At 49.4% G+C, this 13,205-nt stretch carries 10 protein-coding genes; 6 read left to right on the plus strand and 4 right to left on the minus strand.

Annotation, left to right across the window (positions count from 1 at the left end; all coding sequences use genetic code 11):
• Nucleotides 1-453 precede the first annotated feature (453 nt).
• The 6 genes from VIM87_RS13440 (at nucleotide 454) to VIM87_RS13465 (ending at nucleotide 8,374) form a co-directional block, all read left to right on the plus strand.
• Complete coding sequence (locus VIM87_RS13440) at nucleotides 454-1,731, plus strand: serine hydrolase domain-containing protein (RefSeq protein WP_331997496.1); 1,278 nt, start codon at nucleotides 454-456, stop codon at nucleotides 1,729-1,731.
• Nucleotides 1,732-2,129: 398 nt separating this feature from the next.
• Nucleotides 2,130-3,383, plus strand: a complete 1,254-nt coding sequence (locus tag VIM87_RS13445; protein ID WP_331997497.1) for a TolC family protein — start codon at nucleotides 2,130-2,132, stop codon at nucleotides 3,381-3,383.
• Entirely contained in the window at nucleotides 3,383-4,408 is a 1,026-nt protein-coding gene (locus tag VIM87_RS13450; protein ID WP_331997498.1) for an efflux RND transporter periplasmic adaptor subunit, read from the plus strand. The genes VIM87_RS13445 and VIM87_RS13450 overlap by 1 nt, the downstream gene beginning before the upstream one ends.
• A gap of 24 nt (nucleotides 4,409-4,432) precedes the next feature.
• The gene (locus VIM87_RS13455; RefSeq protein WP_331997499.1) at nucleotides 4,433-4,732 is read left to right on the plus strand and encodes a DUF190 domain-containing protein; all 300 of its coding nucleotides are present in this window, start codon (nucleotides 4,433-4,435) and stop codon (nucleotides 4,730-4,732) included.
• Between the two features lie 111 nt (nucleotides 4,733-4,843).
• Nucleotides 4,844-8,002: a CusA/CzcA family heavy metal efflux RND transporter gene (locus VIM87_RS13460; protein ID WP_331997500.1), complete on the plus strand. Its 3,159-nt coding sequence runs from the start codon at nucleotides 4,844-4,846 to the stop codon at nucleotides 8,000-8,002.
• A 159-nt stretch (nucleotides 8,003-8,161) separates the two neighbouring features.
• Nucleotides 8,162-8,374, plus strand: a complete 213-nt coding sequence (locus VIM87_RS13465) for a hypothetical protein (RefSeq protein WP_331997501.1) — start codon at nucleotides 8,162-8,164, stop codon at nucleotides 8,372-8,374.
• Here VIM87_RS13465 and VIM87_RS13470 read toward each other — a convergent pair.
• The 4 genes from VIM87_RS13470 to VIM87_RS13485 all read right to left on the minus strand — a co-directional run bounded on the left by VIM87_RS13470 (nucleotide 8,369) and on the right by VIM87_RS13485 (nucleotide 13,119).
• The gene (locus tag VIM87_RS13470; protein ID WP_217604522.1) at nucleotides 8,369-8,827 is read right to left on the minus strand and encodes a response regulator; all 459 of its coding nucleotides are present in this window, start codon (nucleotides 8,825-8,827) and stop codon (nucleotides 8,369-8,371) included. The two genes, VIM87_RS13465 and VIM87_RS13470, sit on opposite strands and share 6 nt — an antisense overlap.
• A 103-nt stretch (nucleotides 8,828-8,930) precedes the next feature.
• The gene (locus VIM87_RS13475) at nucleotides 8,931-9,854 is read right to left on the minus strand and encodes a DnaJ C-terminal domain-containing protein (RefSeq protein ID WP_331997502.1); all 924 of its coding nucleotides are present in this window, start codon (nucleotides 9,852-9,854) and stop codon (nucleotides 8,931-8,933) included.
• 122 nt (nucleotides 9,855-9,976) lie between these two features.
• Nucleotides 9,977-11,050, minus strand: coding sequence for an HmuY family protein (locus VIM87_RS13480; protein WP_331997503.1), 1,074 nt, complete (start codon nucleotides 11,048-11,050; stop codon nucleotides 9,977-9,979).
• Between the two features lie 26 nt (nucleotides 11,051-11,076).
• Nucleotides 11,077-13,119 carry a TonB-dependent receptor plug domain-containing protein gene (locus VIM87_RS13485; RefSeq protein WP_331997504.1) on the minus strand — a complete coding sequence of 681 codons (2,043 nt, stop codon included), beginning with the start codon at nucleotides 13,117-13,119 and terminating at the stop codon, nucleotides 11,077-11,079.
• Nucleotides 13,120-13,205 lie beyond the last annotated feature (86 nt).

Below are 13,205 nucleotides of genomic sequence, written 5' to 3' on the forward strand. Positions count from 1 at the left end.
CCTTCTTCCCTTATACAACGTTTTGCCAGTGTGGATGAAATAGCCAACCTGGTAACCTACGTAGCCAGCCCGCTCTCTGCTGCTACCAACGGCGCCGCCCTGCGTGCAGACGGTGGTCTTGTAAGATCAATTGTATAAAAATGTAAAATCATAAACCGGCCAAGGAGGTTCATTGAGGCCATTTAAAAGACTTTATGAACGGGATAAACCGGCGCAGGAGGTTCATTGAGACCATTGAAAAGACTTTATGAACCGAGATAAACCGACGCAGGAAGTTCATAGAGACCATTTAAAAGACTTTATGAACGAGATAACTGTAAAGTGGAATGCCGCGCAGACGGCTTATCCAGCCATAGCAGCATTCCACTTTTACATTTTACATTTATGATTTAAAATTTTACATTCTTAGCTCCCTCCCTACTTCCAATAACATTCCATCATAACTTTTTTATCATGAAATATTTGCAAAAGCAGGTGCTGCTTTTGTCAGGGATGCTTTTTGCCACAGCCCTGGCAACCGCGCAGCAGGGCTTTGACCCTGCACGCCTGGCCCGTATTGACAGCTTAATTATCCGCCACATTAACGCGCAGCATATACCCGGCGCCACTGCGCTGATCATTCGTAATGGACAGATCATCTATAACAAAGCATTTGGCTATGCAGATGCAGCAGCCAAAAAGCCCATGTTAACCAACAGCATTTTCCGTATTGCCTCCCAGTCCAAAGCCATTACCAGTCTGGCGGTAATGATGCTGTGGGAGGAAGGCAAGTTCCTGCTGGATGACCCGGTATCCGATTACATTCCTGCATTTAAAAATCCGCGGGTGCTGGTACATTTTAATGCTGCAGACAGCAGCTACACCACGCGCCCGGCCAGCAGGGAAATAACCATCCGCGACCTGCTGCGCCAAAGCTCCGGTATTGCATACCCGGCCATTTTTAGCGATCCCACCATGTGGGCCATTTATACCAAAGCCGGTATTCCCAGCGGCATTGGCACTACCCGTTCCACTATTAAGGAAAAGATGGCCTTACTGGCGCAAATGCCTTTGCAGCATGATCCCGGCGCTGCATTCACCTATGGCCTTAACACCGATCTGTTAGGCTACCTGGTGGAGATCTGGAGCGGGCAGCCCTTTGATATTTTTCTGCGCAAACGGGTATTTGAGCCGCTGGAAATGGCGGATACCTGGTTTCATTTGCCTGCCGGCCTGCAAAACCGTTTGGTAACCTTATATGAAAGTAAAGGCGCAGCGCTGCTGCCGGTAACCCATCCTATTTATGAAGGCGTAGATCCCCTGTTCCCTAACCTCGGCGGCACCTATTTATCCGGCGGCGCAGGCTTAAGCTCCACGGCAGCGGATTATGCGAAGTTCCTGTCGCTTTACTTAAACAAGGGTGTGTATAAGCATAAAAGATTGCTGGGCCGCAAAACAGTGGAGCTGATGCTCACCAACCAGCTTACGGATAGCATGCGCATTTCACCGCTTCCGCCGCAGCCGGAAAACTTTCAATTCAGCCTGGCTGGCTTTGCGCTGGAAACAGCAAAGAACAATTACCTGCTGCCCTTTAGTACCGGCACTTTTGGCTGGGGCGGCGCTTTTAATACGCACTATTGGGCCGACCCGCAGGAGCAGCTGGTAGGACTGCTGTTCACGCAGGAATATCTTTCCCCGTACTGGCGTATTGGTGAGGAGTTTAAAGTAGCGGTGTACCAGGCAATGGAATAATGTGCGGATGTGCAAATATGAAGATGTGCAGATGAAATGCCTCCCATATTTGCACATCTGCACATCTGCATATCTGCACATTTCCCCCTTAACTGGCGATTAACTACCCATGGACCAGGAAAGGGCTAATATTGTGCATCATCAAGCGATTTACAACACCTGTAAGGTGTTTGTTTTTGGGTTTTCATAACGTGAATATTAGTGTAACCGCCTCTTTAGGCGGTTTTCTATTTTGGGTGAACCCTATGCACAAATGTTTGTTAATAGATAATTATAACAATTATAAGCTGTTTTTAAGGTGTCTTAAAATACCCTTAAAATAGGCGCTGTATAATACGGCGAGCATGAACTTTGTTGAACTTTATCCCGGTTATCTAAAAATGTGGTAAACTATTAGCATGAACCCAAAGCTTGTAATTGCTGTGGCTACCTTCCTGCTTGCAGGCGCCGGCAATACTGTTGCCCAAACAGTATTTACCCTGTCCTCCGCCATAGACACGGCACGGCAAAGCAGCCCGGTATTGAAGGCGCAGTATCTGAATATTGGCGCTGCCCAGGCAGATGTGATCACCGCCAAATTGCGTCCTAATCCAAATCTCAACAATCAAACCCTGCAGCTGGCAGATGCCGGGCATTTCCCGGCCGGCACCAAATGGTCCGATAACAGCAACCGGCAGGTATGGTGGCAGCTCACCAAACCAATCCAATGGCCGGGCCAGCGTAAGTACAGGATTGAATCCGCTAACCAGAATATTGCGGTTGCCAATAATACCTACCAGGAAAATGTACGTAACCTTTCCTGGAATGTAGGCAGCAGCTGGGTTAACACCTGGGTGCTGAAAAAGAAGCTTACCCTGCTGCAGGAAAGCCGCGCCAACCTGGATAGCCTGGTAAAGATCAATGAGCTGCGTTACAAGAACCAGGTGATCACACAAACAGACCTTACCCGTACACAGGTGCTGCTGCAGCAATATAACCTGCAGCTCACCGTGTTCTTCCAGGATTATAACAATGAGCTGGCAACCCTGAAGCTCTTAACCGGCGCGGCCGACAGCGTGCAGGTAGATACCAGCAGCGCCGTGGAAACATTAATGCCCACTGCCACACTGGATAGCTTAATTAACCAGAGCCAGGAAAACCGTTCGGATGTAATGCTGGTAAAAAGCACCATTGCACAAACCACCAGCAGCATACAGTACCAGAAGTCCCTTTCCTGGCCGCAGCCGGAGCTGGGCGTGATCTATAACCCGCAGAACTCCGTGCCGTACGTTGGTTTCTTTGGCACCATCAGCCTCCCCATTTTTGACCGCAACCAGGGACAGATCAAAAAAGCAGAGATCCAGAAAGCGCAGGCAGAACAAAGCCTGCAGGCCACACAGCTGCAGGTGCAAACCGATGTGAGCACGGCCTACAAAACCTATGTGGTGCAAAAAAATAACATACAGCAATATAACGGAGTGTTACAACAATCGCAGCAGATCCTCGATAATGTGAAGTATGCATACCTGCGCGGCGGCACCACCATTATAGATTTCCTGGATGCCCAGCGTAACTGGTATGATACGCGCCTGCTGTATTATGATGCGCTGCAATCTTACTATCAAAGCTACCTGCAATTATTATTTGTAACCGGCCTTATTAATCAATTATAATGAACACTACAACCACATATTTTTTAACGGCATGCCTGCTTTTAACAGCATGTACCCATAAAAAAAAGGAAGCCACCGCGGAGGCAGACCCGGTGCCTAAAGTGGAGAATGATGGCAAGCGCATCACCTTTACAGATACGGCGATGGTATCTTTTTTCCAGACGGAGCCTGCCGGCGATTCCGCCCTTTCCGGCGAGCTGCATGCCCCCGCACGTATAGCCGCTACCGTGCTTACCTCACAGGAAGGCGCGCAGAATGTAGTGCTGTTTGATAATCCTGACCTGGAAAGCAGCTACACACAGCTGATGCAGCACATGATCAACATCCGGCATATACAGGATATCAATATCAAACAGCGTAAAATAGAGCTGGACCGTGCGCAGGACCTGTTTAACCACGGCGCAGCCACCGGTAAGGACCTGCTGGATGCGCAGGCAGCGCTGTCAATGGAACAAACCAACCTGGCTAATGAAAGAGCCGCTATTATTGAACATGAGGCTAAGTTAAAAGCAGGTGGTTTTGAACCGGTAGCCTTACGCGCTGCCACACCCGGCACCGCATATGTGATTTGCGATATACCGGAAACGCAGATCAGTAATGTAAAAGAAGGCAATTCCTGCTCCATGGTGCTGCCCTCTTTCCCGGAAATGCATATTAACGGCAAGATCGAAAATATTGCCGATGTAATAGATAATACCACCCGTATGGTAAAGCTGCGCATCCGCATCAGCAACCCCGGCCAGCAGCTGAAGGCCGGTATGTTTGCCACGGTAACTTTCCCGGTAAAGCCGGACCCGGAGCGTAGCAGCAGCAACATGATCAGCATTAACAAATCTGCGCTCATTACCTCCCAGGGCCGCAGCTATGTATTTATAAAAACAGCGCCCTCCACCTTTGAAAGAAAAGAAGTTAGCACCGGCCTGCAAATAGGCGACCGGGTGAATATTTATAAAGGTCTTGAAAGAAGCGAGCAGGTAGTGGTGAATGGCGTAATGCAGTTAAAGGGATTAAGTTTCGGATACTGAAAAACTTCAAAACATCATTTCCTCATGCTTCAGGCACAGATCTATATTGACAAAGATGAAGTGTACGGTGCACAGCCTTTATATGAATTCATCATGCGGTTCCTGATCCGGCACAAAATAGCCGGCGCCACTGCATTCCGGGGCCAGATAGGCTTTGGCGTGCATCACCAGCTGAAACGGCCGGATAGCTGGTTCAGTTTTGATGAACCACCCATGCTCATCACCTTTATTGATGAGGATGAAAAGGTAAGGCATGCGTTGAAAGCCCTGCGCAGGGAAATAAGCAGCGGCTTTATTGTAGTGAACCAGGTGGAAAGGATTTGAGATTTACGATTTACGATTTTAGATGTGTTGTAACATATCACACCATCTGAAACCTGGAATCTAAAGAACATCCATCAAATCTAAAATCTAAAATCTGAAATCTAAGATCAGATGATTCGCAACTTATTAATATTCTCGCTTAAGAACCGCTGGGCTGTTATACTCATGGGCGCTGCCCTGATGGGCATTGGCTACTGGTGCTTTACCATGCTGAAAATAGAAGCCTACCCTGATATTGCGGATACTAACGTGATCATAGTAGCGCAGTATCCCGGCCGGGCAGCAGAGGAAGTAGAGCAGCAGGTGACCATTCCCATTGAAAGGGCCCTGCAGAACACACCGAATGTGCTGGACCGCAGAAGCCGCACCATTTTTGGCCTGAGCGTAGTGCAGCTAACTTTTAAAGACGGTACAGATGATTATTTTGCACGGCAGCAGGTAAATGAACGTATAGCCACAGCCGAATTGCCGGATGGCGTAAGCCCGGAGCTGGCGCCGCTGACCACTGCCGTAGGGGAAATATTACGGTACGTGGTAGAAGCCCCGCCATCCTATACGCCCACTGATATCCGCGACCTGCAGGACTGGGTGATTAAACCTTACCTGCTGCAGGTACCCGGCATTGCAGATATTACCACCTTTGGCGGTCCGCTAAAGGAATACCACATTCTTACTTCGCCGGATAAGCTGCGGAAATATGGGCTTTCCATGGAAGATGTAATAGACGCCGTGCAAAAGAACAACCGGAACACCGGCGGCAATATTATTGCCCGCGGCGAGCAGGGATTTGCCGTACGCAGCCTGGGCGCCGTAAAAACAGAATCGGATATTGAGAACATTGTGCTTACGGAAAGCAATGGCATGGCGGTGTTCCTGCGCGATGTAGGCACCGTGGAAATTGCGCCGCCCCCGCCCAGCGGCGTAATGGGCTATACCATTAAAAGCGCCGGCATCAGCTCCAATAATGGTGTGGAAGGCATCATACTCTTACGCCGGTACGAAAATCCCAGTGAAGTATTAAAAATATTAAAAGAGCGCATTGCCGACCTGGAAACAGATGAGCTGCCCAAAGGCGTTAAGCTGCGCACCTTATACGATCGTAGCTTTTTGATCGATCACTCGCTGGAAACCGTAGGCCATACGCTGCTGGAAGGGGTATCCATCGTGATCATTATCCTGGTGTTTTTCCTGGGCAGTTTGCGCAGCGCGCTGGTGGTAGCGCTTACCATTCCCTTCTCACTGTTATTTGCATTTATATTAATGCGGCTTACCGGCATACCGGCCAACCTGCTTTCCCTGGGCGCTATTGACTTTGGGATTATTGTGGATGGCGCCTGCGTAATGGCAGAGCACCTGATACGAACGTACCGGACGGCGCCCATGGAAGAAAAGCGCAAAGGGATCATCGCCCTTACCCTGCTCTCTGCACAGGAAGTAGGACGGGAGATCTTCTTCTCCGTTACCATCATCATACTGGCTTACATGCCCATTCTGCTGATGACGCGCGTAGAAGGCAAGCTGTTCTCACCCATGGCGCTTACGCTGGCCTTTGCAGTAATAGGCTCCATGCTGGCAGCGCTTACACTGATACCGGTATTAATATCCTTTGCATATAAGAAAGCATTCAGCGGGGAGGGCAAACCACTGAAAGAGCATAAGAATGTGGTGCTTACCTTCCTGGGGAACGGGTATGGTAAGGCATTGCGCACGGTGTTAAAACGTCCCAAAACATCCGTGATAGGCGGTTTTGCAATAGTAGTGGTATTGATACTGGTAGGCGGCAGCCTGGGTTCTGAGTTTTTACCGGAGCTGGATGAAGGCTCCATTTTTTTACGCGGCAACTTCCCTTCCGGGATCACCATCCAGGAAAATGCCCGCTACGCGCCTAAGATCAGGGAGATCATTGCCAAATACCCGCAGATAGATTTTGTGATCACGCAAACCGGCCGTAATGATGATGGTACCGATCCCTTCCCGGCTAACCGTAATGAGATACTGGTAGGCTTAAAGGAGTATAAACTGTGGAGCGATACCATTGCCAAAAAAACACTGGTAACCAGCATACGGCATGATCTGGAACGGGCCATGCCCGCGGTGCACTTCTCCTCCGGCCAGCCTATCATTGACCAGGTAATGGAAATTGTAACGGGCAGCGCTGCCGACCTGGCCATTTCCATTGTAGGCGACGACCTGACCATGATGCGCGGCAAAGCAGATACCATTGCCAATATTGTGCAGCATATGGCCGGCTCAGAATCCGTGAACATTGAGCAGGAAGGCCCGCAGGAGCAGATAGCTATTAACATTAACCGGGAAAATGCCGCGCGTTTTGGCATTAATGTAGCCGATATACAGAACATTATTGAAGCGGCTATTGGCGGCAAAACCATTAGTACCCTGTATGATGGCACCAAACGTTACGATATTGTGATCCGCTACCTGGCAGAGAACCGCAGCAACATTGAAGCAGTGAAAAATCTGCAGGTAACGTCTGCTACGGGGGCACTGGTGCCCATGAACCAACTGGCCAGCATAGACTACGTGCAGGGACAAACGAACATTTACCGGTACAACAACAAACGCATGATCACCGTGCGCACCAACATACGCGGCCGCGACCAGGGCGGTTTTGTAAAAGAAGTGAGCAGCAAAATAAATGCGCAGCTGCACATACCAAAAGGTTACGCCATTATTTACGGCGGGCAGTATGAGAACCTGCAAAGGGCCAGCAAACAGCTTTCATTCACTATTCCCTTAACCATTGTAATGGTGTTCCTGGTGCTGTTCATGCTGTTCCGCAACATGCCGCATACCGCGGTTACCATCAGCTGCATCTTCTTTGCCATGGCCGGCGGTATTATGGCATTGTTCATACGTGGGTATCATTTCAACGTATCGGCAGGCGTAGGTTTTGTAAGCATTTTTGGGATCTCGGTAATGGCGGGTGTGCTATTGGTATCCGCTATTACCCGCTTAAAGCTGGCGGGTGATCATGACCTGAAGGAAACCGTGTACCTGGCTTCCAAAGAGCAGCTAAGCGCGCTGCTTTCCATCCTGGTAGTAGCCATTGCAGGCTTAATACCGGCCGCTACTTCTTCAGGTATTGGATCGGATGTGCAACGCCCCCTGGCTACTGTGATCATAGGCGGCTTAACCAGCACCCTGCTGTTTGCGCCATTAATTATACCGCCGCTATACTGGTGGGTAGAGAAGGGCCGCAGCGGGAAGAAAAAGCAGGCGGATCCCACGGAAAATGATCCGGCGGCATAAAATTTAATTGGCTGAAAGGTGTGTTGCAACAACGTTCTTCGCGCCTTTTAGCCAGCTCTTTTTACATTGAAAAAAAATAATTATTTCTATCCACCCTCAAGATAATATCTTTGCTCCTTCGTATAGGGTATACAGGTACCCGTCACTTTAAATTCATCAATGAAAAAAATTGCCCTTACCTTACTCATAACCGGCGCATTACTCGCACTACTTACCTATGCCGCAAATGCAGCAGATCTTCTTGGTATTAAGGCATTCTTCAAAATTGGATTGCTTGCGTTAGGACTGATGATCGTATCATCGGGTTATTTCCTGGTATCTTTTCTTCTTGAATGGGCAAGGGAAACCGATTTCTTCAAACAGGCTTTATAAGGGCAGCTGCACAGTATTAAACCAGTAAGCATGTAACATAGCGGCAAATTGCACCAGGTCGGAAAAATTAGCCGGTTTGATCATATAGCTGTTCACACCCAGCTCATAGCAATGTACTATATCCTTGGCTGCTGTGGAAGTGGTGAGGATGACCATGGGCAGGGCTTTCAGCTGCTGATGGCTTTTTATTTCGCGAAGAGCCTCCCTGCCGTCTTTCTTAGGCATGTTCAGGTCCAGCAGTATCAGGCTGGGAAAGGGATAATTCCCCTCGTCTTTATACTTCCCCTGCCGGTGCAGGTAGTGTACTAACTCTTCTCCATTTTCCACAAAATAGATGGCAGTATCTGCCTCATTCTCCTCAAAAGCTACTTTTATTAACTCCCTGTCATCGGCATCATCGTCCGCCACCAATATGCATTTCTTATTGGTATGGCCATTACCGTTAATGATCATTCAAATTGGGTTTAAAGCTAAATTTACAACAATTGTTGTTTGTTCAGTACGCTTTTACTGCGGTCTGTCAAAAAATCTATTGAATAATGTGTTCCCTGGCGGGTTATTTCTTTTGCAGGTTGGCCAGCTGTGTAAACAGCTCCTTTTCCTGTTCGCTCAAATGCTGGGGAATATGGATCATAGCCGTCAGGTACAGGTCTCCCGGCTGGGAGGCATTGTTGAAGGATGGCATGCCCATGCCTTTCAGGCGAAAGATACGCCCGCTGTCGGTACCTGCCGGAATATTCATATTCAGCGGCCCGCCCAGGCCCTGCACAGTGATCTTGCCGCCCAAAACAGCCGTATAAAGGTCTACCGGTACATCGGCATACACATCCTGGCCTTTCAGCTCAAACTGCGGATGCGGCGCTAAATGTATGGTAATGAGCAGGTCGCCGTTCTCTGCCCCGTTGCGGCCCGGTACACCTTTGCCTTTCAGGCGTATCACCTGCCCTTCGTACAGGCCGGGTTTCAGCTTTATATTTAACCGTGATCCGTTTACATTTACCTGTTTAGGCCCGCCTGCATAGGCGTCCTCCAGGGATACTTCCATGGTGGCCGAAATATCCTGGCCCCGGGTGGCCCGTTGCTGCCGTTTTCCGCCGCCGCCAAATGACCGGCCGAACAGCTGCTCAAAGAAGTCGGAAAAACCGCCTTCCCCGCCAAACATATCTTCTGCATTACCCTGGTAGCTATAGGTTTGGCCGCCACTGCCCCATTGGCCCCAGTCATAATCCTGGGCGCGGCCGCCGTGCTGCTCGTAATTTTTCCAGTTCTCACCCAGCCGGTCGTACTTTTTCCGTTTTTCAGGATCGCCCAGCACCTCGTATGCTTCGTTTATTTCCTTGAACTTTTCCTCTGCCGCTTTGTCACCAGGATTTTTATCGGGGTGATACTTGACTGCCAGCTTGCGGTAGGCTTTTTTCAGCTCCGCTTCTGTTGCACCCTTCTCTACTCCCAGCGTTTTATAATAATCCTTGAATTCCATAATGCACTAAAGATATCAATAAATATACCACCGCCCGTATTGCTGTCACTTTTACCGGCTGGGGGCAGGCATAAAAAAAGGGGCCGGCTAACGCCAACCCCTGCCCTTGTGCTTTTCACTCTTTACTTTATCAATTTATACGCAATTTCAGGATATCCCCGCTGGCCGCCATCCTGCCCTATTCCGGCACTGATGAACTTCAGCTTATAGTAGTTGCCGCCGGCATCTTTTACCACGTAAAAGCGGTCGGTTTTTATGCCTACCGTTGCGCCGGAAGTTACCCGCCATTTACTGCCAATAGCATCGCGGGTGGCGCTGTATACCAGCCTGGTACTGGAAAGGTCCGCGGCGGCAAAGGTTTCATAGTTAAACCCATCGGCCGTAGTAGCTTCTGCGGCCTGTACGCCGGCCAGGCTGTTGCTGTACACAAAATCAGAGAACAGGTAAGGTAAGAATACGCCGCCACCGCCGGTCAGGTATACGCCATACGACCATTGAATATCCCATTCCGCTTTTTTGGGCTCCGCTGGTACCACCTTATTGGTGGTTAAGGAATAAAAGGTAAAGTTGAAGTTGCCGTCCTTGCTGATATCAGCGGTTTGAATGGCTGTTTCCCCCAGCCTGGCATATTGCAGCTTATAACCGTTACCATTACGGCTGATCTTTACCTTATACCAGGTTTTGGGATCGGCAGCATTGGCGGTTTCCGGTTTTACCAGGTATACCTTGTTTTCCGCATCCGTAGCGGATATGGCTGCTATGGCCGTTTTTGACAGGTCGCCATATACGTCGTCCACCATATCCAGGGTGCCGGCTCCCTGTCCCAGGGCCAGGCTAATGCCAACAGTATCCGTAAGGCTAACCTGCGTAAGATCTGTTTTAGCCAGGGCTTTTACGGAAATGGAAGAGGTATAGTTAAGGATCACACGGTAATCGCTACCGCTATAAAATCCAAAGTCCCAGCTTATGCGGGGCACGGAGGTTTGCATGGCTGCGCTCAGATCCACAAACACCGCATTGGGCGCACCGGTGCCGCCTCCGCCATCCAGCTTCATTTCAGAACCACCGGAAGGGGGTATAACCGGTATGGCATCGTCATCATTGCTGCAGGCACTGAGCGCTGCTATAAGGGTAAGGGATACAAAAACCTGCCGCATACGCTGCCAACCGGCCTGTGAATGTTTTGTTGTGTACATGTTTATTAATTCTTAATTATTAGTTATTAATTTTTTGCCCAGCGGAAATTCAGTCCCAGAAAGTAAGAGCGGCCATACCACATTAATACCGGGCCGCCGGTGCTGTGCGCCTGCCCGATATCTGCCGAAGTGCTTTTAAGCCGGTCTACATTCAGCACATTTTTCACTCCTGCATTCAGCGTCAGGTATTTGTTAATGCGCTTGGAGGCCGTAACATCCGCATAATGAAAAGCGGCTGTTTTTGCCAGGTGCACTACTTCCGCATTATTAACACTTACCAGCTCATAGGTAGGCCGCACCCCGCTGAACTTATAGAATACATTTACGGTGGCGCCTATACGCTTAATGTGATAGATGATATTTGCATTCACTTCCGGTGTCCACGTAAAGATGGGCGAGCTGCCGGTTTTAGCATACGCCGTATCATCTGCAAAGCGGTTGTAGCGGCCTATGTACAGGAAGCCCAGGGTGGCCTGCAGATCTTTCCATTGCAGGGTATGTTCCAGCATGCCGCCGGTGGTTTTAAACTTATTGATGTTGATGTAGGTGCTAATGCTGGGGTCAGCCGCATCATACCCAATATCTATGAGGTTATTGAAATCATTATAAAAGCCGCTCAGGGCAATGCTGTAATGCAGCGGATCTTTACTAAGGGCCTGCCAGCTAAGCGAGCCATTTACGCTGTGTGAATATTCCGCCTTCAGGTTGGGATTTCCTTTAATGGAGTGGCTGGCATCAAAAAAGTAAAAGTATAATTCGCGCAATGCGGGCGCCCGGAAACCACGCGCGTATGACAGGCGCAGGTCCAGGTCTTTTCTTAATGCAAGTTTGGTATTGATGGATGGAATAACGGGCGGCGCATCATACACCGAATTTTTGCTGAAACGCAGCCCCGGCCGGATGTTAAGCCAGGCAGCCGGTTTCACTTCTGCAGATGCAAAAAAGGCATAATCACTGATCACCGGCGAGCCTTCAATACGCTGGCCGCTGCTGGCGTCCCTTTTATATTCCACACCCGGCTGCAGGGATACCCCTTCTGATATTTTATATTGTACGGTGCCCCTGAAAAAAATGGTGCTGAACTTGGATACGTCCTGCGCACCGGCATCGCCCGAGAGCGTGGCGGTATTGGTGCGAAAATCTTTAATGGTGGTTTCTGTTTTACGATGGTAGTCCTGGTAAGAGAGCGCAGCGTTAACACTCAGGCGCTCACTGGGTTTCCAGGCGGCCTGCGCCTGGTGGGTATAACGGTTGGTATAAAAAAATTGATCAGTAGCTTTGTAGTTACCGGTATTAATATCGCCCTGGTTTTTAATATTCTCATGCAGGTGATCCAACCGGTACCATACTTCCCAGGTACGATTGCCGTAGCCTAACATGCCGCTGGCAAAAGACTGGTCTTTCGGATGCCATTCTTTTTTACGGCCGGTATAACTACCCTGCCAGCCGCCGAAATTATTACGGGTATAACCGCCATTGGCAAACCAGCCGCCATGGCCCCATTGCAGGCCAATATTTTCATTATGCAGCCCTTTGCTATTAAAGGGTTTGTATTCCGTACCTACTGTTTCTTCCTGCACCCGGGCGGTAACCGTCAGGTTGTCCGTACGTTTTTTTGTGATGATGTTGATAACGCCTGCCAGCGCATCCGTACCATATACCACCGACATAGGGCCTTCTACAATTTCAATACGTTCAATAGAGTTAACATCTACCTGGCTTAAGCTTTGTTTGGTGCTGCCACGGTCTACCAGCGGCACGCCATCCAGCAATACCTTTACATTCTGGCCCGGCATACCCATAAGCTCTACATCTGTTTCGCCCAGCGTAGCATCGTTTGAAAGGCGGATGCCCAGCTCATTACTTAGCACGCCCAATACATCGGTAGCACCCCGCAGCTGAATACGTTCGCTGTTAATGGTGCGCACCCGGTACACGGATTGTTTAACAGACTGCGCCTGGTATTGCCCGGTTACTACCACATCTTTTAACTGAACAGTAGTATCCTGGGCAAAACCGTTCACCCGGCATAGGAGGCAGCAAAAGAACAGCGCCATCAATTGTTTCATCAGGTATTTGATTTATTGTTGGTATGCTTATATCAGCGCATACACCTGCTGCATCAGCAAAGCCTCTTCCACTGCTGCCCGCAGGG

This window comes from Chitinophaga sp., from assembly GCF_036569125.1.
In the GTDB taxonomy this organism is placed as follows: domain Bacteria; phylum Bacteroidota; class Bacteroidia; order Chitinophagales; family Chitinophagaceae; genus Chitinophaga.

Coding starts and splice junctions, on each gene's coding strand:
- VIM87_RS13440 (WP_331997496.1), top strand. CDS start 454: ATGAAATATTTGCAAAAGCAGGTGCTGCTTTTGTCAGGGATGCTTTTT.
- VIM87_RS13445 (WP_331997497.1), top strand. CDS start 2,130: ATGAACCCAAAGCTTGTAATTGCTGTGGCTACCTTCCTGCTTGCAGGC.
- VIM87_RS13450 (WP_331997498.1), top strand. CDS start 3,383: ATGAACACTACAACCACATATTTTTTAACGGCATGCCTGCTTTTAACA.
- VIM87_RS13455 (WP_331997499.1), top strand. CDS start 4,433: ATGCTTCAGGCACAGATCTATATTGACAAAGATGAAGTGTACGGTGCA.
- VIM87_RS13460 (WP_331997500.1), top strand. CDS start 4,844: ATGATTCGCAACTTATTAATATTCTCGCTTAAGAACCGCTGGGCTGTT.
- VIM87_RS13465 (WP_331997501.1), top strand. CDS start 8,162: ATGAAAAAAATTGCCCTTACCTTACTCATAACCGGCGCATTACTCGCA.
- VIM87_RS13470 (WP_217604522.1), bottom strand. CDS start 8,827: ATGATCATTAACGGTAATGGCCATACCAATAAGAAATGCATATTGGTG.
- VIM87_RS13475 (WP_331997502.1), bottom strand. CDS start 9,854: ATGGAATTCAAGGATTATTATAAAACGCTGGGAGTAGAGAAGGGTGCA.
- VIM87_RS13480 (WP_331997503.1), bottom strand. CDS start 11,050: ATGTACACAACAAAACATTCACAGGCCGGTTGGCAGCGTATGCGGCAG.
- VIM87_RS13485 (WP_331997504.1), bottom strand. CDS start 13,119: ATGAAACAATTGATGGCGCTGTTCTTTTGCTGCCTCCTATGCCGGGTG.